The following is a 21180-nucleotide window of genomic DNA, read 5'->3' as shown; positions in this document are numbered from 1 at the left end:
GATCGGGCCTGAAATAACAAAAACAGGGAAGGCCCAGCATGCCGAACCGGCTCGAAACCTACCGCGTCGAGGCCTACAACACCGCAAAACAGTCCGAAAACAGGATGCATGACGACACGGTGGCGCGCCGCTTCGGCTTCGAGGGCGGGCTGGTGCCCGGCGTCGATGTCTTCGCCTACATGATGCACGTGCCGATCGCACGCTGGGGCCACGATTTCCTCAGCCGCGGCCTGGTCGAGGCGCGCTTCATCAAGCCGGTTTATGACGGCGAGGCTGCCGATGTCGACGCCACCGAGCACAATGGCCTGCTGACGATCGAGGTCTTCAGCCGCACTGAACTCTGCGCCACCGGGACGGCCGTGTTGCCCGCGGTTGTGCCAGCGGTATCGCTGAGTGACTATGTCGAAGTCCCCGCGATCGCCGAGCGCAAGCCGGTCAGTCCCGCGACGTTCGAAACAGGCAAATGGCTCGGCACAACGCCGCGCCGCTGGGCCGGGCAGGACGCCGCCGATTATCTCGCTGACGTCAGGGAGACCGATCCGGTTTTCGCGCGCGAGGGGCTCGGCCATCCCGGCCTGATCCAGCGGGTCATGAACCGCATCCTCGTCGACAACACGATCCTGGGGCCATGGATCCACGTCGGCAGCCGTATGCAGCTGCTGTCAGCCGCGCGCGCCGGCGACGAGATCACCGCGCGCGCAAAGGTCACTGCAAACTACGAGAAGAAGGGTCACCGCTTCGTCGAACTCGACGCGCTCGTCGTCGCCAACGGCAAAACGCCGATAGCCCACTGCCAGCACACCGCGATCTACCAGCCGCGCGAGCAGGCGGCGGCGTAGCGTTTCGCGCTGTCATTCCGGGGCGGTCCGCAGGACCGAACCCGGAATCTCGAGGTTCTCAGGTGCGCAAAGTGCGCACCGTAGTTCGATGCTTCGCATCGCCCCGGAACGACTTGATCATATTCAGACGCTGTGATGCCCCGGCTTGACCGGGGCATCCAGTACGCCGCGGCCAATCGATCTCAGCCGCGCCGTCTCTGAAATACTGGGTCGCCCGGTCAAGCCGGGCGACGACAGTTGTGGGTTCGGATGCGACAACGTAGCGAGGCCGCTCACCCCAGCCGCTGCAACTCCGCGATGGCGGCGACATGTTCGCTGAACCACGGCGGGCAGGCCTCGGCGGCCGCCTGCAACGCCTTCCTTGCCTCCGCGCGCTCTCCGCGGAACAGGTGCCACTGCCCCAGATAGAATTGTGCTTCGCCGGCATCGTCCGGCGTGCTCGCGGCTGCGATCGTCGCGTCGGCGGAGAGCCGCCCCAGGTAAAGGCCGACTACGGCGGATGGCCAATGCCAGATTCTGACCTTGGCTGCGTCCATCTCCAGCGCCGCTGCCGCATCCTCGCTCGCCCTGGCGCGCGCAAGATGCAGGAACAACAGGGCGTAGGTGTCGTTCGCGATCTCAAAGGCGCGTTGTAGGTCCGGGATCGCAGCCCTGAAATCTCCGCGGCAGAAGTGAGCCAGGCCGCGCTGCTTGAGGCAGTTGGGGTCTTTGGGCGCCAGATCGATCGCCGTCGTCAGGCTACGGACGGCGCTGTCGAAATCAAGTTTGCAGAAATAGGCCGCCCCGAGCTCGGTATGGGCGTTTGCAAGACGCGGGGACAGCGCGATGGCTGCGAGCTGATCCGAAATGACGCGATCGAAATTTCCCAGAAACTTCCAGGAAACTCCACGGCTGCTATAGGCGTTCGCCATGCGCGGGGCGATGGCTATGGATCTGTCGAAGTCGGCGATCGACCCGCGGTAGTCGCCTAGTCCCTGCTGCGCCACGCCCCGGTCATGATAGGCGGCGGGGTTGGCAGGGTCGAGCTCCAGGACCTTGCTCAGCCGTTCCGCAGCGCGATCGAACTGATCGCGCCGCATGGCGGCGTCGGCGCGGAAGTAATGGAAGATGATCTTCAGTCGTCGCAGCATGCCGCCACTGCCAATGGTGTCATGTCGGACGGGAAGATTCTGCCCTTACACCGCCTTGCCCTTCGCGTCCTGGATCGCGCGCCAAACCCGTTCCGGGGTCAGCGGCATGTCGATATGCTTGATGCCGTAGTCCGACAGCGCGTCGAGCACGGCGTTCACCACGGTCGAGAGGCTGCCGGCGCAACCGGCTTCGCCGCAGCCCTTGCTGCCGAGCGGGTTGGTCGTGGCGGGCACCGCATGGTCGCCGACCGTCATGAACGGCACGTCCTCGGCGCGGGGCAGGGCGTAGTCCATCAGCGAGCCTGTGATCGGCTGGCCGCTCTCGTCGTAGCGGACATGCTCCATCAGCGCCTGGCCGATGCCCTGGACCACGCCGCCATGGAGCTGGCCTGCGACCAGCAGCGGATTGATCACCGTGCCGAAATCGTTCACCGCGCTGTAGCGCACGATCTGGACCACGCCGGTCTCCGGGTCGATCTCGACCTCGGCGACATGGCAGCCGTTCGGGAACGCGGAGGCGACCGGATCGCTGGTGTGGTCGACATCGAGCGAGTCAGGCACGCCGTCCGGCACCTTGCCGTCATGCAGCTTCTTGGCGAGCTCCATGATGTCGATGCTGCGGTCGGTACCGGCGATGGTGAAGCTGCCATCGGCGAACTCGATGTCGGCTTCGGACGCTTCCAGCATGTGCGCGGCCGCGCGCTTGCCTTTTTCGATGACGAGCTTGGCGGCCCCCACGATGGCCTGGCCGCTCGCGGTGATCGAGCGCGAGCCGCCGGTGCCGTTGCCGGTGTGGACGATGTCGCTGTCGCCCTGCACGAGCTTCACGCTCTCGAAGGGCACGCCCAGCTGCTCGCACAGCACCTGCGCGAACGGCGTGGCATGGCCCTGGCCGTAATCGAGCGTGCCGGTGATGAGCTGCACGGTGCCGTCAGCATCGAACACGATCTTGCCGAGCTCGGGGCTCGGCGGCGCGGTGACCTCGAGATAGGAGCCGACGGCGATGCCGCGCAGCTTGCCGGTCTTCTTGCTCTCCTTCTTGCGCTTGGCGAAGTTCTCGTGGTCGGAGATGTCGAGCGCCTTGTTGAACACCGCCTGGAAGTCGCCGCTGTCATAGGTGACGCCGGAGGACGCCGCGAACGGGATCTGGTTCGGCTTGATGAAGTTGCGCTTGCGCAAGGTCAGGCGATTGATGCCCATCTCGTCGGCGGCGCGGTCGATCAGCCGCTCCATGTAATAGTTCGCCTCGGGCCGGCCAGCGCCGCGATAGGCGCCCATCAGCGTGGTGTTGGTCAGCACCGTCTTGATGTCGACGCCCATCAGCGGCGTGCGGTAGACGCTGGAGAAATTCTTGCCGGTGTTGAGCGAGAGCGGTCCCGGCGCGACGCCGGTGATGTAGGCGCCGAGATTGCCGTAGCCCGAAAGCTTCGCTGCAAGAAAGTGCCCCTCGGCATCGAGCGCCAGCTCGGCATGGATCTTCTGCGCGCGGCCGTGGCTGTCGGAGAGGAAGCTGGTGGAGCGCTCGTCGAGCCACTTCACCGGGCGTCCCAGTGCCCTCGCCGCGTACAGGATGCACATGTATTCGGGATAGTTGATGTTCTTCATGCCGAAGGAGCCGCCGACATTGGCGGTGAGGATGCGCACCTTCTCGTTCGGCACCTTCAGGTTCTTGGCGAGGTTGGCGCGGTTGCCGGCGACGCCCTGCGTCGGCACCTGAAGCGTGTAGCGCTCGGTCTTCTTGTCGTAGGAGGCGAGCCCAACGCGCGGCTCCATCGAGACCACGGCGACGCGGGTGTTCTCGATGTCGATCTTGGTGACGTGGGCGGCGCCGGCAAAGGCCGCATTGACCTTGTCCATGTCGCCATAGTGGTAGTCGAGCGCGACATTGTTCGGGATGTGGTCGTAAAGCTGCGGCGCGCCGGGCTGGGCGGCTTCTTCGGGATCGGTCACCGCAGGCAGCGGCTCGATGTCGAGCTCGACGGCCTCGGCCGCGTCGCGCGCCTGGGCCAGCGTCTCCGCCACCACGAAGGCGACGGGATCGCCGACGAAGCGCACTTTGTCGGTCGCCAGCGGCTGGCGGTTGGTCTGGAGCAGGGGCGAGCCGTCGCGGCTCTTCAGCGGCAGGCCGCAGGTGAAGGGGCCATAGCCGGCGGCGTCGAGGTCCTTGCCGGTCCACACCCCCAGCACGCCCGGCATTGCCTTGGCGCCGTCGATACCGATGCCGCGGATGACGCCATGGGCATGGGTCGAGCGGACCACCACGGCATAGGCCTGGCCGGGCAGGTTGAAATCGTCGGTGTAGCGGCCCTTGCCGCGCACCAGGGTGTCGTCCTCCTTGCGGCGGACGGGCTGCCCGACGCCATATTTTTGCAGTGCAATAGCGTTTTCGAGCGTGGACGATTTGGTGTGTTCTTGCATGGAATCGACCTGAAAAGCCGGCAATTGCGCGATTTCGCGGGCGCCTGGAGGGGGGCCGGACCCCCATCAGATAACCCACCACCCCGTTCACGACAACGCACGAATGGGCATGGTCCTATGTGATGCGTTGTTGCGCAGGTCTGCCGCGCTGCTAATGTTTCAGGCGAAAAAGCAATTCCAGATCGGCCCGACCGGCCGCGGAAAGACAGTTTGTATGAATGACCACACGCGGCTCCGCGACGGCCATGGGCTGCACGGTGAGCTGGAGGGGTCGATGGCGGCGGTGGCGTTGGCCACCGAACCGGCCGTCCCCGCGCAAGTGGCCGGAACCGGCGTCTATGCGGCGCTGGACCTCGGCACCAACAATTGCAGGCTGCTGATCGCCTGTCCGACCCAGGACGGCTTTCGCGTGGTCGATTCCTTCTCGCGCATCATCCGGCTCGGCGAGGGGGTCTCGGCGACCGGCTCGATCAGCGAGGCCGCGATCGAGCGCGCCATCGCGGCGCTCAGCATCTGCCGCGACAAGATCAATCTGCGCAAGGCGCGGCGGTTGCGGCTGATCGCGACCGAAGCCTGCCGCGCGGCTTCGAACGCGGAGGGGTTCCGCAGCCGCGTCGCGGCTGAGACCGGGATCGAGCTCGAGGTGATCGACCGCGAGACCGAGGCCTCGCTCGCGGTGCTCGGCTGCTCGCCGCTGGTCGACCCGAGGGGGCGCGGCGCCATCCTGTTCGACATCGGCGGCGGCTCGACCGAACTGGTGCGGATCGAGCGCGATCCCAGCAATCCGGAGCCGCGCATCAAAGCCTGGATGTCGATCCCCTTCGGCGTGGTCACGCTCGCCGAGCAGTTCGGCGGCCGCGACGTGACGCCGGAGATCTACGCCGCGATGGAGCGCGAGGTCGCAAATCACGTTGCGCCGTTCGCCGAGGAGCATGGCCGCGATCTCACTGAGATGCATTTGCTCGGCACGTCGGGCACGGTGACGACGCTGGCCGGCATCCATCTCAATCTGCCGCGCTACGACCGCCGCCGCATCGACAGCATCTGGATGAACGATGCCGACATCACCGCGACCATCAACAAGCTGCTCGGCATGAGCTACGAGGAGCGCGCGAACAACAGCTGCATCAGCGTCGAGCGCGCCGACCTCGTGCTGGCGGGCTGCGCGATCCTCGACGCCATCAGGCACGCCTTTCCGCTGCCGCGCCTGCGCGTCGCCGACCGCGGCCTGCGCGAGGGCATGCTGGTCGAGATGATGCGCGAGGACGGTGCGCTCAGGAGCTGGTGAGATGGCGAAAGACACCACCGGCCGCTTGCACGTCCAGGTCAAGACCGGCGGCAAGCGCAAGCTGTCGTCGAAGCTGTGGCTGGAGCGGCAGCTCAACGATCCCTATGTCGCGAAAGCCAAAGCCGCGGGCTATCGCTCGCGCGCCGCGTTCAAGCTGCTCGAGATGGACGACAAGTTTCGGCTTCTGAAGCCAGGCATGGCCGTGGTCGACCTTGGCGCAGCGCCCGGCGGCTGGAGCCAGATCGCCGCCAAGCGCGTCGGCTCGGTCGAAGGCAAGGGCAAGGTCGTCGCCATCGACCTCCTGGAGATGCCGGAGATTCCCGGCGTCGATTTCGCGCAGCTCGATTTCATGGACAATGACGCCCCGAGCAAGCTCACGGCGATGCTGGGCGGCGGCGCCGACGTCGTGATGTCCGACATGGCCGCCAACACCACCGGCCACCGCAAGACCGACCAGCTCCGCATCGTCGGCCTCGTCGAGACCGCCGCGGCGTTTGCCTGCGATGTGCTCAAGCCCGGCGGCGCGTTCCTGGCCAAGACATTCCAGAGCGGCGCCGACGCCGAGCTGCTCGCCCAGCTCAAGCGCGACTTTGCCACGGTGCGCCACGTCAAGCCCGCCGCGAGCCGGCAGGACTCGTCCGAGCGTTACGTGCTGGCGACAGGGTTTCGGGGCGACCGTTAGGATCCGACAGTCACTCCCTTCGCCTAGTTGAGCGCAAACCAGACCTTGGCAACGAATGTCGCGCCGCACCAGTTCGAGACCAGGCCGTCCGGGTTGGTGATCGGATTGGCGCGACCGCCCGGCCGCGCATTTGGATCGCCCGTAAAGACGAAGCAGTTCTCCTTCGACAGATTGGTGTCGTAGTAGCGGAGATCGAGGTTGAGCGCCTTGTGCGTGAAGGTCACGCCCGCTTGCCAGTTGAGATAGGCAGGCAGCGGGAAGCCGCCGAGTTGCAAGGTCTGGTTGCCAAACCAGGAATAGCCGGCGGCGGTGGTGAACGACACGGTCAGGTTCTGCGGAAGAAATCGTTCCGGCACGTCGAAGCCAACTCCCCCCGCCACATATTGGCTCCAGGCGCCGGTGTTCGAGACGTTAGGAGAATAGGCGTAACCGCCGGCGACGCGGACCTGATCGCCGATGCGTCGATCGCCGCGGACAACGATCTCCCAATAATTGATGCCGTTGGTCTCGCCAGGAAGTCGTTCACCGGGATAGGCGAAATAGGTCGCGCCAAGATCAAAGTCGATCGTTGCAATCTGCTTTCGCATGCCGGCGGCAACGGTGAATTCGGCGGCCGGCTGGGTCGGCAGCTTGACGGTCGCGACCGTGGTTCCGGCATAGAGCTGGCCCCATCTTGTTTCGAAGGCGGCGCCGGCCGCGGGGCCATGATCGGAAAGCGTGGTCCCGCGATAGATGTAGTCGGATGCAAGCCCTGCGCGCGCGCTGAATTCGAGCTCGTCGCCAGGCGTTGCGTGGTTGGTGTCGGCCGCCGACCATCCGCGGTTGCCAAGGCCGATCGCGCCGCCCGGACCGGGAGATTCAGCCAGCGCCAAACCGCCGGTCAGTGGCGCAAGCCACAACCCGGCCAATGCGGCAAACGAGGCCCCGCTTGCACCCCGAAACGATGTGTCGTGTCGCCGCAAGTCGATCATCCTCCAAGAGCGACCGCGATGCCAACCAGCGTACTCCCGAGGGCCACCATGGCAAGTCCCGCCGCCAAAGGCCGTAGCCCGCTACGGATCCCGAACACGTAACCGCAACAGAACAGCATCAGGATAGCGACGGCGTAGGAAATGCGCAGCGCCAGTCTGGCGTCGCTCACGAACACAAACGGGATGACCACCGGGAAGGTCGACAGGAAGCTCAGCAGGCAAAGGCCCAGCGCTCCGGTCCAGTCGTGTTTCGTCAGCCCTGGACCGCGAGCCGGTTCCGGCAATTGTTGCAATCGTTGCCGCATCGATTCCAATTGCTCGACGGGCAACATGGTCGACAATTCCGGCGGCAGCGCCTCGGCAATGACGCGGCGTGCTGCTTCGGGATCCGGCGCCTCCCGTATCGCGCGGACTGTCAAAACCTTGTTTCCCCGCTCATTGATGCGCCCCAGCAGATAGAGACCGCCGTCGACAATGCCCCAGGCGAGATTGCAGCCGAGCGCACCGATCAGCATCGTCTGAATGTTGATATTGGTGCCGGTCGCGATACCGAGGGAGCAAATGAAGGTGAGGGCCATGATCAGCCCGAACAAGGTCTCCGAGATCCGTTCCATCGGATCAAGTACGCCCCCGAGGGGAGTATCCGGTCCCAATAAAGCGCCCATGGCCTGGTCTTCGATCACCGTTGCAGGTGCCATCGAGGCTCACGTCCGGCTGTCGCCCTTTGAGCTAAGTCAAAGGCCTGGGCATGAGTGGACTGGGCCGGCTGGGCGTCGCCCGTGCCCTTCAGTCCATCGAGGACGATTTTACGACGTCGGGTTCTGACCGACGTCGCTCCGGCCTCATCGCGCTTTATCCCAGCCGCTGATCCCGCACGTCCTGCGTGTCTTCCGTTGCCGCCTTCACCGCGGCCTTCTCCGCGCCCTTGCCGGCGCCCTTGCGGCTCGCGATCTCGACCGCCTTGCGACCGGAGATCTCGTGGCCGGCGTCGACGGGCATCTGCCAGAAGAACCAGCTCGATGCCGCCGAGGTCAACGCGACCACGACGAAGGCCGGCGCGAACACCGTGGCGTCGATCTCGCTGATATGGTGGAACCACATCGTCGTTTCCACGCAGGCCGCGCCGACGGCGACGCCGGCGGAGACCGCGAGCTGCTGGTTGACGCTGACGAGCGTGGTGGCCCGGCTCATCTGCGCGGTTTCGACGTCGGCGTAGGCGACCGTGTTGATCGCGGTGAACTCCAGCGAGCGGAAGAAGCCGCCGACCACCAGGATGACCATGATGATGAGCAGCGGCGTCGTCACCGTGAACAGCGCGCAGACGGCGAGGAAGAACGCGCTGACGATCGCGTTCACCGTCATCAGGTTGCGGAAGCCGAAGGTGCGGATGATGCGCGCGGCCAGCGTCTTCATGCCCATCGCACCGAGCGAGGAGGCGAAGGTGACAAGGCCGGAATGGAACGGCGACAGGCCGAAGCCGATCTGCATCAAGAGCGGCAGCAGGAACGGCAGCGCACCGATGCCGAGCCGGAACATGAAACCGCCGAACACGGCCGCGCGCAGCGTGGGCAGCTTCAGGAGCGAGAAATCGAGCACCGGCGAGCCCGTGCGCCTTGCGTGAATGACGTAGAGCGTCATCGAGATCGCGCCGCCCGCGATCAGCGCGGCGACGGTGCTCCAGGGCAGGAGGTTGAGCCCGGCGACCGACAGGCCGAAGGCGATGCCGGCAAGGCCAATGCCCGCCAGCACCATGCCGTAGAGGTCGAACGGCTCGCGTTCCTCGCTCTTGATCGGGTCGATGAAGCGCAGCGCCATGAAGATGCCGAGCAGCCCGATCGGGATGTTGATCAGGAAGATCCAGTGCCAGGATGCGTAGGTCGTGATGAAACCGCCGAGCGGTGGGCCGATCACCGGGCCGATCAGGGCAGGGACCGTCACCCAAGCCATGGCGTTGACCAGCGCGCTCTTGTCGACCGAGCGCAGCAGCACGAGGCGCCCGACCGGCGTCATCATTGCCCCGCCCATGCCCTGCAGGATGCGCGCGAACACGAAGTCGGTGACGGAGGTCGACAGCGCGCAACCGACCGAGCCGACCATGAACACCCCGACCGCGATCGCGAACACCATCCGCGCCCCGAAGCGGTCGGCCGTCCAGCCGCTCGCCGGGATGAATACCGCGAGCGACAGCAGGTAGGAGGTGATCGCAAGCTTCAGCGTCAAGGGGCTGGTGCCGATGTCGGCCGCAATCGCCGGCAGCGAGGTGGCGATGACGGTCGAATCCATGTTCTCCATGAAGAGAGCAGTGGCGACGATCAGCGGAATGATGCGTTGCTTGTCGACCATGACGGATTGGTAACGAAAATCGGAAGGAGGGGTGAGGGTTGCGGCTTATCACCGCCACCGGGCCGCGACCATTGCGGATCGACGCATAGCACCTAAATCCCGCGTAACAACGGTGTGACCCTGTCTCGTCATTCCGGGGCGCGCCACCTGGCGCGAACCCGGAATCCATGGGGCCGCGGGGCCCGCTGGCGGATGGATTCCGGCCCCGGGCTTCGTCGCGCCCCGGAATGACGGCGGGTGGGTCGCGCACGGGCGATCCACGCCGAATTTACCCTAAAAAAGCCTGTGCATGGCTGGCCAGCGGCCCGAATTGCTTTGATTCGTCACGCGGGCGTGCTATCGACCCGCGTCAACCCCACCGATGGGCTCCGATTCTTAAGGCGATGCCGCAAGGTACGCCGAGGGCGGCGCTCATCCATAGCTATTTGCGGCAGGGCCGCAGGAAGGAGTTGGCAGATGGCCACGGTGCAACTTCAAGGCATCCGCGAAGCCTTTACGTTCGACGACGTGCTGTTGAAGCCGGGCCTTTCGGACGTCATGCCGGGCGAGGTCGACATCCGCTCGCGCGTCACCCGCGCCATTCCGCTCAACATCCCGATCATGGCCTCGGCCATGGACACGGTCACCGAAGCCCGCATGGCGATCGCCATGGCGCAGGCCGGCGGCCTCGGCGTCATCCACCGCAATTTCGATCCGGAAGGGCAGGCGGCCCAGGTCCGGCAGGTCAAGCGCTACGAGTCGGGCATGGTGGTGAACCCGCTCACCATCAGCCCGGATGCGAGCCTCGACGACGCGCTCAAGCTGATGAGCGATCACGGCATCTCCGGCATTCCCGTCGTCACCGGCGCGAGCAAGACGACGCCGGGCAAGCTGGTCGGCATCCTCACCAACCGCGACGTGCGCTTTGCCACCGACCGCCGGCAAAAAGTCTCCGAGCTGATGACGCATGAAGGTCTCGTCACGGTGCGCGAGAATGTCAGCCAGGACGAGGCGCGGCGGATGCTGCACCAGCATCGCATCGAGAAGCTGCTCGTCGTCGACGAGCAGTATCGCTGCGTCGGCCTCATCACCGTGAAGGACATGGAGAAGGCGGTCGCCCATCCGCTCGCCTGCAAGGACGCGCAAGGGCGCCTGCGTGTCGCCGCCGCCACCACGGTCGGCGACACCGGCTTCGAGCGCACCGAACGCCTGATCGATGCCGGCGTCGATCTCGTCGTCGTCGACACCGCGCACGGCCATTCCCGCCACGTGCTGCATGCGGTGAACCGCATCAAGCGTCTCTCCAACTCGGTGCAGGTCGTCGCCGGCAACGTCGCGACCTCGGAGGGCGCACAGGCGCTGATCGATTCCGGCGCGGATTGCATCAAGGTCGGCATCGGCCCGGGTTCGATCTGCACCACGCGCATCGTCGCCGGTGTCGGCGTTCCCCAGCTCACCGCGATCATGGATGCGGTCGAGGCGGCCAAGAAGTCCGACATTCCCGTGATCGCCGACGGCGGCATCAAGTTCTCCGGCGACCTTGCCAAGGCGCTCGCCGCCGGCGCCGACATCGCGATGGTCGGCTCGCTGCTCGCCGGCACCGACGAGACGCCGGGCGAAGTGTTCCTGTGGCAGGGCCGTTCGTACAAGGCCTATCGCGGCATGGGCTCGGTCGGCGCGATGGCGCGCGGCTCGGCCGATCGCTACTTCCAGCAGGACATCAAGGACTCGCTCAAGCTCGTGCCTGAAGGCATCGAGGGCCAGGTGCCCTACAAGGGTCCGGTCGGCAATGTCATGCACCAGCTCGCCGGGGGCTTGCGCGCCGCCATGGGCTATGTCGGCGCAAAGGACATGAAGGAGCTGCACGAGAAGGCGAACTTCGTCCGCATCACCGGCGCGGGCCTGCGCGAAAGCCACGTCCACGACGTCACCATCACGCGCGAAGCGCCGAACTATCCGGGCGGGGGTTAGTCCTCGGCCGCGCCTTCAACTCCGCTCTCGTGCCCCGGACGCAGCGCAGCACCTCTTCGGTGATGCGCTGCAGAGCCGGGGCCCATGTTTCCACGTTCTGCGGTGTTGCTTTCTGGGTCCCGGCTCTGCGCAGCAACGTTGCACGTTGAAGCGCGTCCGGGACACGAGAGGGGTGCATATCGCCGCGACCATCCACTCCACCGCTTTTGTATTGACGCAGCTTCCTCCCTCCGCTTCCGTTCGCGCCGAAGTAAAATCAGGAGGAAGCCATGTCCCAAGGCAAACGCATCGTTCTCGCCGCGCGTCCCGTCGGCGAGCCCAAGCCGTCCGATTTCCGCATCGAGGAATTCGCCGTTCCAACGCCAGGGCAGGGCGAAGTCCTGCTGCGCACGATCTGGCTGTCGCTCGATCCCTATATGCGCGGTCGCATGAGCGAGGGCCCGTCCTATGCCGCACCGGTGCCGATCGGCGGCGTGATGGAGGGCGAGGCGGTCAGCGAGGTCGCGGCCTCCAACAATCCTGACTTTGCCAAGGGCGACATCGTCCGCATCCGTTCCGGCTGGCAGACGCACGCGATCTCGAGCGGCAAGGGCCTGATCAAGGTCGATCCGAAGCTCGGACCGATCTCGACCTCTATCGGCGTGCTCGGCATGCCCGGCATGACGGCGTACACGGGCCTGCTCGACATCGGCAAGCCCCAAGAAGGCGAGACCGTCGTGGTTGCCGGTGCCTCCGGCGCGGTCGGCTCCGCGGTCGGCCAGATCGCCAAGATCAAGGGCGCCCGCGCGGTCGGCATCGCCGGCGGCAAGGACAAGTGCGATTACGTCGTGAAGGAGCTCGGCTTCGACGAGTGTCTCGATCATCGCGAAACCGATTTTCCGGCCAAGCTGAAATTCGCCTGCCCGAAAGGCATCGATGTCTATTTCGAGAATGTCGGCGGCGCGGTGTTCGAGGCGGTGTTCCCGCTGCTCAATCCGTTCGCGCGCGTGCCGGTCTGCGGCCTGATCGCCCATTACAACGACACCGAAGCCAAGCCGCCGAAATGGGCCGCCAGCATGATGCGCGCGACCCTGACCAAGCGGCTGACCTTCCGCGGCTTCATCGTCTCCGACTTCGCCGCCCGCCATGGCGACTTCCTGCGCGACATGTCGGGCTGGGTCCGCGAGGGCAAGGTCAAGTACAAGGAGTTCGTCACCGAGGGCCTGGAAAGCGCCCCCGGCGCCTTCATGGGCCTGCTGAAGGGGGCCAATTTCGGCAAGCAGCTGGTGCGCGTGGGGCCGGACAAGGCCTAGGGCGACAAGGAATGGGACTCCCGTTGCCCCAGCGCCACAAGCCGGCTGGGGATGGTTAAGAAAGAGTCACCAAATGGTCACACCTGCCCGCAAAAGCCGCAGGTGTGACCGTCTGTTCATTGACGGGCCGGCGAAGGCATTGAATCATCGCGCATATTTCAGGTGCTGCGATGTTAGAGATTGTTCTTTTCTGCGTAATCCTCCTGGCCGCCGGCTATTGGGCGACGATGTTCGTCATGGGCCGCCGCGACGACGTCATCCATGGCAAGTTCGTTCACGCCGAGGAGGAGGGCGATTTCACGCCAGCCGCGATGCCGGCGCCACCGCCATTCCCGAAGCGTCCGGTGAGAGTTGCGCAGCCCGCGAGTGTCCGGACCGCCAGTGTTCAGCCCGCGCTCCCTGAGGCCAAGCCCGTGAACAGCGCAGCGCTGCAATCGCTGCTGGCCGCTATCCAGCAGGATCTCAAGAGCGTCGCTTAAATCTGGCGCTCAAACGCTGCCGCGCTCGATCAGCGACAATTCAACCGCGAGCCGCTGCTCGGCCGCCGGCGCGCCGGACAGCCGCGCCAGGAGCAATTGCCCCGCAATCCGGCCGAGGGCCGCCGCATCGAACGAGATGGTGGTGAGGCCGGGCGTGATCTGATCGGCAACGTCGTTGTCGCCGAAGCCGAGCACGGCGAGATCGCGCGGCACCGAGAGGCCGCGGGCGCGGGCTTCGATCAGCGCGCCGGTCGCGAGCAGGTCGTTGGCGCAGAACACGGCATCGACGTCGCCGCCGCGATCGAGCAGCGCGGTGAAGGCGGCGCGGCCGTCGACGAGGCCCGTGATCTCACCGACACCGATCTCGTGGACGATTTCGAGGCCGAGCTTTGCCGCTGCCGCGCGAAACCCGTCGCGGCGGAGCGCGCCACGGCCGCTGCTGCGGCCCACGAAGGCGAGGCGGCGATGTCCGGCCTCCGCCAGCCTCTGCGCCGCCATGGCGCCGGCATCCGCATTGGGCAGGCCGACGAGCATGTCGATGGGATCGCGCGGAAATGCCCAGGTCTCGATCACGGGAATGCCGAGCTCGGCAAGCGCTGTGCGATTCTCCTCGAGCTCGATCACGCCGGTGAACATCACCGCGGCGGGGCGGATGCCGCGCAGCGACTGGATCATCGCGACCTCCTTGGCGTAGGAGTAGGAGGTCTGGCCGACCAGCACCTCGAAACCTTCCGGCTCCAGCGTTGCGGCGAAGCTGCGCACCGCGAGGCCAAACTGCTGGCTGAGGATGTTGGAGACGAAGGCGACGACGACGTTCGACCGGCCCGAGCGCAGCGCGCGCGCATGCGGGTTGGAGGCGTAGCCGGTCGCCTCGATCACCTCGAGGATGCGCTCGCGGGTCTTGCGATTGACCTTCTCGGGGTGGCGCAGCACCCGCGACACCGTGATCGGCGCGACGCCGGCGCGCTCCGCCACTTCCTCGATGCGCGGCGGCCGTCCGGTCGCATTGCTGCGGCCGGGGGGCGCCGGAATGCGCACCACGTCGTCATAGCCTGGCTTTGCCGGATCGGTCATCGAATCCCGAAGTTACTCGCAGTCGGTATCGTCTCCAAAGTTCAGCGCGCAGGCAACTCCTCGCGTGACAGCGCGCGGCCGACCTGGACCAGGCAGTCGCCGCTCTGGCTGTCGGTGTGCAGACGCTGCGAGATCACGATGCCGTCGGCGGGGAAGCGCAGCACTTCTTCCGCAAGCTCCGGACGCTCAAAGTCGTGATACCAGCCGGCGATATCGCCCGCCTTGACCCGCGCACCGACGGTGACAGCGGGCTCGAACCAGCCACGGCGCGTCGCGAACACCGCCTGGGCGTGGCTCTGCAGGGCCAGCAATTCAGTCGCGCGCTCGACCGGCGCATGGGGCCCCAGCACGGGCGCCTGGACCAAGCCAAGTGCGAGCAGCAACCGGTCGACCGCGCGCGCGGTGAACGCCATGGTCTGCGGCGTCACGGTGCCGCCGCCGCCGAACTCGCCCGACAAGCCGATCGCGCCGGCGCGTGCGGCCGCCGCCATCGAGGTCGGCGCAGCAGCGCCGTTCTCGGCGACGAAGGCGAAGGGCATGCCGAGCCCTTCCATCAGGCGCAGCGCGTGGCCGAACATCTCGGGCGGGCCCTGCCGCTCGATCAGCGCGCAAGGCACGTGCGCCATCGAGGTGCCGCCGGAGTGGATGTCGAAGATGACGTCGTGGCGCGGAAACAGCTCGTGCTCGAGGAAATGCGCCAGGCGGAATGTCGGCGTGCCCGCGGCATCGCCGGGGAAGGCGCGGTTGAGATTGCCTTCGTCGAGCGGCGAGCGGCGGCGCGCCGCCATCACGGCGGGCAGGTTGGCGAAGGGCAGGATGGTGATCTCGCCCTTGATGTCCTTCGCGTCCAACCGGCGATACAGCCGCGTCAGCGTGATCTCGCCCTCATATTCGTCACCGTGATTGCCGGCCATCAACAGCAGCTTTGGACCTGCGCCGTTCTTGATCCGGAAGATCGGGATCTTGAGCTGGAAGTAGGGGGAGCGGTCGATCGAGAAGGGAATGCCGAGATGGCCGGACCATTTCTGGTCCTTCTCGAAATCGATGTCGTGGAAAAGTCCGGTATGCATGGGAGGCCTCGTGGCCGCGCCGTCGCCGGCGCCGGCCGAAGGTTGAAGAAAAAGCGACGCCTTTACAGCAAGGCGACCGCGGTCATCTCGACGCGCAAATCGGGATCGGCGAGGCGGGCTTCGACGCAGGCGCGCGCCGGCGGGTTGGCCGGATCGATCCAGGCGTCATAGACCGAGTTCATGGTGTCGAAATCGGTGATATGCGGCAGGAAGACGTTGACCGCGATCAGCTTGGAGCGGTCCGAGCCTGCCTCCTTGAGCAGCGCGTCGATCTTGGCGAGCACCTGCTGGGTCTGCGACACGATGCCGGCCTTGCGGTCATCGGCGACCTGGCCTGCGATGTGCACCATGCCGCCGGCGGCGACGGCCTGGCTCATGCGCGAGCCGACGACGTAACGTTTGATCATCTGAAAATTCTCCTCGTGTAGGTGGCGCTCCCGCGACGAGCGCGGGAGCGTGTGCCCGATTACAGCGTCGGCAGCGACTGCTCTTCCTTGAACCATTTCAGCTGAAGTGCGCCGAGCTTGCCGTTGAGCTTGTTGAAGAAGATGTCGGTGTTGATCCAGTTGAGCAGGTTCTGCTCGCCCTGGCGCACGCCGACATGAGCCGGCGACTGGCGGATCAGGAATTTCAGCTCGACCTCCTTGGTCGGGTTCTGGTCCTGCACCTTCAGCGCAATGGCGCTGTTCTCCGCAAACGTGTCGGCCTGTCCGGCGAGATAGGCCGCGATCGCGGCCGGGGTGTCCTCGAAGCGCACCAGCTTCACCTTCGGCGCGTTGTCGGTGAGCCAGACGTCGAGCGTCGAGCCCTTGGCCACCGCAACGCTGCGGCCGTCGAGATTGTCGGGCTTCTTGCCGGTGGCGGAGGGAAGCGACTTCGCGCCATAGACGCCGAGATTCACGACCGCATAGGGCTGCGAGAACATCACCTGCTGGGCTCGCTCGGGCGTTGCGCCGAGGCCGGCGATCAGCATGTCGATCTTGTCCGACAAGAGGCTCGGGATGCGCGCGGCGCCCGTCACCGGCACGAGCTCGAGCTTCACGCCCATGTCGGCGGCGATCAGTTTTGCAAGATCGGCGTCAAGGCCGGCAATCTCGCCCTTGTCGTCCTTGAAGCCCCAGGGTGCGGCGTCGGTGAGGATGCCGACGCGAATCTTGCCGGCGCCGAGCACGTCCTGGAGCTTGTCGGCCTTGGCGAGGTTCGGTGCGGCAATGACGGCGAGGGCCGTCGCAGCAATGGTGAAGATGGACTTCAACTTTCTCATGACTCTCTCCTTGAAGGGGAAGGTTCTCACTTGGAAGGTTTCACTTGGCAGATGCGATGAAGCTTGCGAGCTCGGGGGTCTCAGGATTGGCGAACAGTTTTGCCGGCGGGCCCTGTTCCCAGACGCGGCCCTGATGCATGAAGACGATGCGGTTGGCGACGTTGCGGGCAAAGCCCATCTCGTGGGTGACCAGGATCATGGTCATGCCCTGTTTCGCCATCGCCTCCATCACCTTCAGGACTTCGCCGACGAGCTCGGGATCGAGCGCGGACGTCACTTCGTCGAACAGCATGAGGTGAGGGGCCATGGCGAGGCAGCGGGCGATCGCAACGCGCTGCTGCTGGCCGCCGGAGAGCTGCTCGGGCCAGGCGTCGATCTTTTCGGCGAGGCCGACGCGGGTCAGCACATCCGCGGCCAGCGCACGGGCTTTCGCCTTGTCGATGCGGCCCGTGAGCAGCGGGGCCAGCGTGATGTTGCGCTCGACCTTCAGATGCGGAAACAAATTGAAGGCCTGAAACACGATGCCGACGCGCTGACGGAATTTCTTCAGGTCAGGCATTTTGGCGTGGACCTTCTGGCCCTCGACCCGGATCTCGCCGGAATCGACGCTCTCGAGCGCATTGATGCAGCGGAGCAGCGTCGACTTGCCCGAGCCCGAGCGGCCGATGATGGTGACGATCTCGCCTTCCTCGACATCGAGCGAGACGCCCTTGAGCACCTCGACCTTGCCGAATGTCTTGTGCACGTCGCGGATTTCAACGAGAGCCATCGAGGCGGGCCTCCAGGGAGCGGGACCAGAGCGTGAGCGGCAGGCACAGCGCGAAGTAGATCGCGGCGACCAGCGCGTAGGTGAGGAGCGGCTGGAACGTCGCCGCGCTCACCACTTGGCCGGCGCGGGCAAGCTCGACGAAGCCGAGGATCGAGGCGAGCGAGGTGCCCTTGATGAGCTGCACCAGGAAGCCGACGGTCGGCGGCAGCGACAGCCGCAGCGCCTGCGGCGCGATGATGTGGCGGAACTGCTGCCAGGCGGAGAGGCCGAGACAGGCGCCGGCCTCCCATTGCGCCTGCTTCACGGCCTCGAGGCCGCCGCGCCAGATCTCGCCGAGGAAGGCCGCAGTGTAGAGCGTGTAGGCGACGGTCACCGCGATGAGCGCCGGCACCTGGATGCCGAGGAAAACCGGCATGCCGAAATAGAAGAAGAACAAGAGGCCGAGCAGCGGCACGCTCTGGATCACCTGGATGCACGCCGCCATCGCCCAGCGCAGGCCCGCGAACCGGCTGATGCGGCCCAAGGCAAGCCCGAGCGCCAGCGGCGCACCGAAGGCGAGTGCGAGCACGACCAGCGCGACGGTCCAGCGCAGCGCCGCGAACAGCGAGACGAAGTCGATGAGGGAGAAGGATCGCATCGCTTGTCCCTCAGCGCCGCCGCGGCCAGCGGAAGGCCGCGAGACTGATGATGGCGAACAGCGCCTTGAACGACATCGCCATCGCGAAATAGACCGCGCAGATCACCGCATAGACCTCGAAGCTGCGATAGGTGCGGCTCTCGATGAAGCCTGCGACGTGAAACAGCTCGTCGGCGGCGACCTGCGAGGCGAGCGAGGTGCCGAGCAGCAGCAGCACGAACTGGCTGGTCACGGCCGGATAGGCGTTGCGCAGCGCCGGCGGCAGGATGATGTGGCGAAACACCTGCCAGCCTGACAGTCCGAGGCACTGGCCGGCCTCGACCTGGCTGCGCGGAATGGAATCGAGGCCGGCGCGAATGATCTCGACGGAGTAGGCGCCGAAATAGAGCGACAGGGCCACGGCGGCGGCCTCGAAGGCGGGCAGCTTCAGGCCGAAGTTCGGCAGCACGAAGAACACGATGAAGATCTGGATCAGCGACGGCGTGTTGCGGAACAGCTCGATATAGCCGCGCACCAGCCAGCGTAGCGGCGTGATGCGCCCCTTCAGCGCGACCGCGCCGGCGATGCCGATCACGAGCCCGGCCAACGCCGAGATCACCGTCAGCTCCAGCGTGACGATGGCGCCGTCGATGAGCTGGTTCTGATAGCGCCACAGCGGCAGGAAGTTCATCGCCGCCCTCAGCCGAACTGGGTGGGAAGGGCGCGCGTCACGACGCCGTCGGCGTCGAGGCCGAGGATGACGCGCCAGCGGTCGAGGCAGGTGCAGGGATGCGAGATGCCGAAGGCGATGATGTCGCCGACCGCAAGCGCGGCTTCGCCCGCGACCGAGAGGAACGCGTGCTGGTCGTTCAGGCGCGTCACGGTGAGCGCAGCGGTCAGCCCTTGCTGCTCGACGCCGTCGCGGAACACGCGCAGGGGCACGGGCAGTCCCTGGTCGAAGGAGGCATCGCGCATGCCGAAGCCCGCGATCGCAAGCCCGTCTTCGGGCCGCGACAGCACCTCGGCCCAGAGCGTCAGCGCCGGGCGAAAGCCTTCCACGGCGGAATGGTGCAGGCCGTCGACGAGGAGGCCGCCGCGCCGGTCGACTTCCGCGAAGGCGCGCGCATAGATGCCGTGATCGGCGAAGAACAGCGCGCCCGAGCGCAGGATCGCACTGGCATTGCCGTCGGCCTGCGCCACCGGCGCCAGCGCGTGCGCGACGATATCGAAGTAGGCGGAGCCGCCGGCACTCAAGATCAGTGGCCGCTTTGGTGCGGCGGCGCGCACCAGCGCAAACGTCTCGATGGTACGCTCCAGCAGCGCCGCGATCGCGCGCATCGTGGCGTCGGCATCCGGCGTTGCGACCGCACCTTCGTAAGTGGCGACGCCGCCGAGCACGAGACGATCGGCGGCGAGCACGGCGGCAATCGTCGCCTCGACTGCGGCACGATCGCGCGCGCCGGCGCGGCCCGCGCCGAGCTCGACCAGCACCGACAATTCGCGGGGGCCTGCGATCCGCGCAGCCTCGGCGAGCGCTGCGACCGCAGCCGGTGAATCCGCAAAGGCGTGAAATTCGACATCGGGATAGGCGCTCAAGAGCGCGCCAAGGCGTCGGCCGGCCGCGAGCCCGCCGATCTCGTTGGCGAGCAGCAGGCGCCGCTCGCCGCTTGCGAGCAGCACCGCAGCCTGCTGGATATTGGCGACCGTCGTGCCCCAGGCACCGGCTGCGCGCAGCGAGCGCGCAAGCTCCGGCGACATCGGCGTCTTCGCGTGCGGCGCGACGCTGACGCCGGCGCTCTTGCACCAATTCAGGAAGAGGTCGCGGTTGGCCGCGAAGGCGGCTTCATCAAGGGTGAGGGCGGGCAGGGCGAGATCGCCGCGCGACGGTGACCAGCGCTGGCTGCCGATGTCCTCAGTGGTCACGCCGTCGACCAGGGGAATGCCCCGAATGGTCGTCGAAAGGCGTTGGCTATCCCACCGGGACAAGAACTGCATCGTCGCTCCCTCAGCGGCCCCTGACCGCTGGAATGAACGATATGTTCGAATGACAACGTTGTCATTAGCCAAATTTGGCCATTATGGGGACAAGTTCGAGGCAATGAGGTATTCAGATAGGGAATTATGCCCGCGAATTGAGCTAATGCTCGCCGCCCATCTGGGCGAGTATCTCCTCGATATCGATGTCGGCCTGGCCGGCCGCCCTGATGTGACGGACCTCGAAACTGTCCGACCGGAAGCGGTACTCGACGAGGCCGGTCTCCTTGATCGCGATGCGGTCCTGACGGGCGTCGTTGATCCTGAAGCCGACCGACGGCGCCCAGACGTGGCGCGTATGACGATAAGTGAAGTCGCGGCGCTGATGCACGTGGCCGTTGGCGATGAGGCGCAGGTCGACACGTGCAAACATCTCGATCAGCCGCGCCCGCGCCGGCTGCGGCACGTAGCGGATCGAGGTTTCAGGTGTCTCGGGATCGTCGGGCTGGTTGAGAAACAGCGGCTTGTGCAGGAACAGCGCGACCGGCCTGCCGTTCACGCGCGAGATCTCGGCGGCGAGCCAGTCGAACTGCTCGGCCTCGAAGGCGAGGCCTGAATTCATCACCAGCGTGTTGAGGCCGATGAAGCGCCAGCCGGCGGCTTCGAACGACCAATGGTCCTCGCCGATGATCTCGCAGAATCGCCGGCGATGCGCTTCCGCGATCGGCGGCTTCGGCGCAGGTCCGATCGCAGTCGGATTGTCGCCGATGTCGTGATTGCCGGGAATGTAGCGGCAGGCGACGGGCAGGGCGTTATGCAGACCCTTTGCGAATTCGACATCGTCGCGGCTGGTCGGCCCGTCGAAGGAAACGTCGCCGGTGTTGATGACGAGATCGGGCCTGTCTGTGTCGATGTGCTCACTGACGCGATGGAAGTTCGCGATCAGGCCGGGAAAGCGCCGGCCGAGATGGGTGTCGGAAATCTGCGTGAGGCGAAATTCGGACATGAGTTCATCATACCG

General features: G+C 66.0%; 20 protein-coding genes. 6 read left to right on the top strand and 14 right to left on the bottom strand.

Annotated elements, in window-relative coordinates; translation table 11 throughout:
• Window positions 1-38 precede the first annotated feature (38 nt).
• Window positions 39-839 (top strand): hypothetical protein, encoded by an 801-nt coding sequence (locus JQ603_RS06555; protein ID WP_212337514.1) that lies wholly within the window; start codon window positions 39-41, stop codon window positions 837-839.
• 272 nt (window positions 840-1111) lie between these two features.
• Here the strand turns inward: JQ603_RS06555 and JQ603_RS06550 are convergent, their stop codons facing one another.
• A complete protein-coding gene (locus JQ603_RS06550) occupies window positions 1112-1969 on the bottom strand; it encodes a tetratricopeptide repeat protein (protein WP_212337512.1) in 858 nt (285 codons plus the stop codon).
• A 45-nt stretch (window positions 1970-2014) separates the two neighbouring features.
• Entirely contained in the window at window positions 2015-4387 is a 2373-nt protein-coding gene (locus JQ603_RS06545) for a xanthine dehydrogenase family protein molybdopterin-binding subunit (protein WP_212337510.1), read from the bottom strand.
• 214 nt (window positions 4388-4601) lie between these two features.
• Here JQ603_RS06545 and JQ603_RS06540 point away from each other — a divergent pair, with 214 nt between their 5' ends.
• Window positions 4602-5675, top strand: coding sequence for a Ppx/GppA phosphatase family protein (locus JQ603_RS06540; protein ID WP_212337508.1), 1074 nt, complete (start codon window positions 4602-4604; stop codon window positions 5673-5675).
• A 1-nt stretch (window position 5676) separates the two neighbouring features.
• A complete protein-coding gene (locus JQ603_RS06535; RefSeq protein WP_212337506.1) occupies window positions 5677-6357 on the top strand; it encodes an RlmE family RNA methyltransferase in 681 nt (226 codons plus the stop codon).
• A 23-nt stretch (window positions 6358-6380) separates the two neighbouring features.
• On the opposite strand, the gene JQ603_RS06530 is transcribed toward JQ603_RS06535, so the two are convergent.
• From JQ603_RS06530 to JQ603_RS06520, 3 genes are all read right to left on the bottom strand, one after another.
• Window positions 6381-7319, bottom strand: a complete 939-nt coding sequence (locus tag JQ603_RS06530) for a TorF family putative porin (protein WP_212337504.1) — start codon at window positions 7317-7319, stop codon at window positions 6381-6383.
• Between the two features lie 5 nt (window positions 7320-7324).
• Window positions 7325-8026, bottom strand: a complete 702-nt coding sequence (locus JQ603_RS06525; protein ID WP_212337502.1) for a VIT1/CCC1 transporter family protein — start codon at window positions 8024-8026, stop codon at window positions 7325-7327.
• Between the two features lie 154 nt (window positions 8027-8180).
• Window positions 8181-9671 (bottom strand): MFS transporter, encoded by a 1491-nt coding sequence (locus JQ603_RS06520; protein WP_212337500.1) that lies wholly within the window; start codon window positions 9669-9671, stop codon window positions 8181-8183.
• Window positions 9672-10127: 456 nt separating this feature from the next.
• On the opposite strand from JQ603_RS06520, the gene guaB reads away from it, so the two are divergent.
• The 3 genes from guaB to JQ603_RS06505 all read left to right on the top strand — a co-directional run bounded on the left by guaB (window position 10128) and on the right by JQ603_RS06505 (window position 13392).
• A complete protein-coding gene (guaB, locus tag JQ603_RS06515; protein ID WP_212337498.1) occupies window positions 10128-11621 on the top strand; it encodes an IMP dehydrogenase in 1494 nt (497 codons plus the stop codon).
• A 269-nt stretch (window positions 11622-11890) separates the two neighbouring features.
• Window positions 11891-12913, top strand: a complete 1023-nt coding sequence (locus tag JQ603_RS06510) for an NADP-dependent oxidoreductase (RefSeq protein ID WP_212337496.1) — start codon at window positions 11891-11893, stop codon at window positions 12911-12913.
• 170 nt (window positions 12914-13083) lie between these two features.
• On the top strand, window positions 13084-13392 hold the full coding sequence (locus JQ603_RS06505) for a hypothetical protein (protein WP_212337494.1): 309 nt from the start codon (window positions 13084-13086) through the stop codon (window positions 13390-13392).
• Between the two features lie 9 nt (window positions 13393-13401).
• On the opposite strand, the gene JQ603_RS06500 is transcribed toward JQ603_RS06505, so the two are convergent.
• The 9 genes from JQ603_RS06500 to JQ603_RS06460 all read right to left on the bottom strand — a co-directional run bounded on the left by JQ603_RS06500 (window position 13402) and on the right by JQ603_RS06460 (window position 21165).
• Window positions 13402-14466, bottom strand: coding sequence for a LacI family DNA-binding transcriptional regulator (locus JQ603_RS06500; RefSeq protein ID WP_212337492.1), 1065 nt, complete (start codon window positions 14464-14466; stop codon window positions 13402-13404).
• Between the two features lie 41 nt (window positions 14467-14507).
• Window positions 14508-15536: a succinylglutamate desuccinylase/aspartoacylase family protein gene (locus JQ603_RS06495; protein ID WP_212337490.1), complete on the bottom strand. Its 1029-nt coding sequence runs from the start codon at window positions 15534-15536 to the stop codon at window positions 14508-14510.
• 62 nt (window positions 15537-15598) lie between these two features.
• Window positions 15599-15943: a RidA family protein gene (locus JQ603_RS06490; protein ID WP_018645782.1), complete on the bottom strand. Its 345-nt coding sequence runs from the start codon at window positions 15941-15943 to the stop codon at window positions 15599-15601.
• Between the two features lie 59 nt (window positions 15944-16002).
• Window positions 16003-16800, bottom strand: a complete 798-nt coding sequence (locus JQ603_RS06485) for a transporter substrate-binding domain-containing protein (RefSeq protein ID WP_212337489.1) — start codon at window positions 16798-16800, stop codon at window positions 16003-16005.
• Window positions 16801-16840: 40 nt separating this feature from the next.
• Window positions 16841-17569, bottom strand: coding sequence for an amino acid ABC transporter ATP-binding protein (locus JQ603_RS06480; protein ID WP_212337487.1), 729 nt, complete (start codon window positions 17567-17569; stop codon window positions 16841-16843).
• Window positions 17556-18206 carry an amino acid ABC transporter permease gene (locus tag JQ603_RS06475; protein WP_212337485.1) on the bottom strand — a complete coding sequence of 217 codons (651 nt, stop codon included), beginning with the start codon at window positions 18204-18206 and terminating at the stop codon, window positions 17556-17558. The genes JQ603_RS06480 and JQ603_RS06475 overlap by 14 nt, the downstream gene beginning before the upstream one ends.
• Window positions 18207-18216: 10 nt before the next feature.
• A complete protein-coding gene (locus JQ603_RS06470; protein ID WP_212337483.1) occupies window positions 18217-18876 on the bottom strand; it encodes an amino acid ABC transporter permease in 660 nt (219 codons plus the stop codon).
• Between the two features lie 8 nt (window positions 18877-18884).
• Window positions 18885-20180, bottom strand: a complete 1296-nt coding sequence (locus JQ603_RS06465; RefSeq protein WP_212337481.1) for an amino acid deaminase — start codon at window positions 20178-20180, stop codon at window positions 18885-18887.
• A 142-nt stretch (window positions 20181-20322) separates the two neighbouring features.
• A complete protein-coding gene (locus JQ603_RS06460; protein WP_212337479.1) occupies window positions 20323-21165 on the bottom strand; it encodes a metallophosphoesterase family protein in 843 nt (280 codons plus the stop codon).
• Between the last annotated feature and the right edge of the window lie 15 nt (window positions 21166-21180).

This window comes from Bradyrhizobium liaoningense (genome assembly GCF_018130825.1).
Taxonomy (GTDB): Bacteria; Pseudomonadota; Alphaproteobacteria; order Rhizobiales; family Xanthobacteraceae; genus Bradyrhizobium; species Bradyrhizobium liaoningense_B.
Note: the sequence above shows the minus strand (reverse complement) of the source record. Positions and strands in the feature narration are given on the sequence as shown.

Excerpts from the sequence above, each read along its gene's own strand:
- JQ603_RS06520 (WP_212337500.1), bottom strand. The coding sequence starts at position 9,671 with ATGGTCGACAAGCAACGCATCATTCCGCTGATCGTCGCCACTGCTCTC.
- JQ603_RS06500 (WP_212337492.1), bottom strand. The coding sequence starts at position 14,466 with ATGACCGATCCGGCAAAGCCAGGCTATGACGACGTGGTGCGCATTCCG.
- JQ603_RS06485 (WP_212337489.1), bottom strand. The coding sequence starts at position 16,800 with ATGAGAAAGTTGAAGTCCATCTTCACCATTGCTGCGACGGCCCTCGCC.
- JQ603_RS06505 (WP_212337494.1), top strand. The coding sequence starts at position 13,084 with ATGTTAGAGATTGTTCTTTTCTGCGTAATCCTCCTGGCCGCCGGCTAT.
- JQ603_RS06490 (WP_018645782.1), bottom strand. The coding sequence starts at position 15,943 with ATGATCAAACGTTACGTCGTCGGCTCGCGCATGAGCCAGGCCGTCGCC.
- JQ603_RS06525 (WP_212337502.1), bottom strand. The coding sequence starts at position 8,026 with ATGGCACCTGCAACGGTGATCGAAGACCAGGCCATGGGCGCTTTATTG.
- JQ603_RS06545 (WP_212337510.1), bottom strand. The coding sequence starts at position 4,387 with ATGCAAGAACACACCAAATCGTCCACGCTCGAAAACGCTATTGCACTG.
- JQ603_RS06510 (WP_212337496.1), top strand. The coding sequence starts at position 11,891 with ATGTCCCAAGGCAAACGCATCGTTCTCGCCGCGCGTCCCGTCGGCGAG.
- JQ603_RS06555 (WP_212337514.1), top strand. The coding sequence starts at position 39 with ATGCCGAACCGGCTCGAAACCTACCGCGTCGAGGCCTACAACACCGCA.
- JQ603_RS06465 (WP_212337481.1), bottom strand. The coding sequence starts at position 20,180 with ATGCAGTTCTTGTCCCGGTGGGATAGCCAACGCCTTTCGACGACCATT.
- JQ603_RS06550 (WP_212337512.1), bottom strand. The coding sequence starts at position 1,969 with ATGCTGCGACGACTGAAGATCATCTTCCATTACTTCCGCGCCGACGCC.
- JQ603_RS06540 (WP_212337508.1), top strand. The coding sequence starts at position 4,602 with ATGAATGACCACACGCGGCTCCGCGACGGCCATGGGCTGCACGGTGAG.
- JQ603_RS06480 (WP_212337487.1), bottom strand. The coding sequence starts at position 17,569 with ATGGCTCTCGTTGAAATCCGCGACGTGCACAAGACATTCGGCAAGGTC.
- JQ603_RS06475 (WP_212337485.1), bottom strand. The coding sequence starts at position 18,206 with ATGCGATCCTTCTCCCTCATCGACTTCGTCTCGCTGTTCGCGGCGCTG.
- JQ603_RS06535 (WP_212337506.1), top strand. The coding sequence starts at position 5,677 with ATGGCGAAAGACACCACCGGCCGCTTGCACGTCCAGGTCAAGACCGGC.
- JQ603_RS06495 (WP_212337490.1), bottom strand. The coding sequence starts at position 15,536 with ATGCATACCGGACTTTTCCACGACATCGATTTCGAGAAGGACCAGAAA.
- JQ603_RS06470 (WP_212337483.1), bottom strand. The coding sequence starts at position 18,876 with ATGAACTTCCTGCCGCTGTGGCGCTATCAGAACCAGCTCATCGACGGC.
- guaB (WP_212337498.1), top strand. The coding sequence starts at position 10,128 with ATGGCCACGGTGCAACTTCAAGGCATCCGCGAAGCCTTTACGTTCGAC.
- JQ603_RS06460 (WP_212337479.1), bottom strand. The coding sequence starts at position 21,165 with ATGTCCGAATTTCGCCTCACGCAGATTTCCGACACCCATCTCGGCCGG.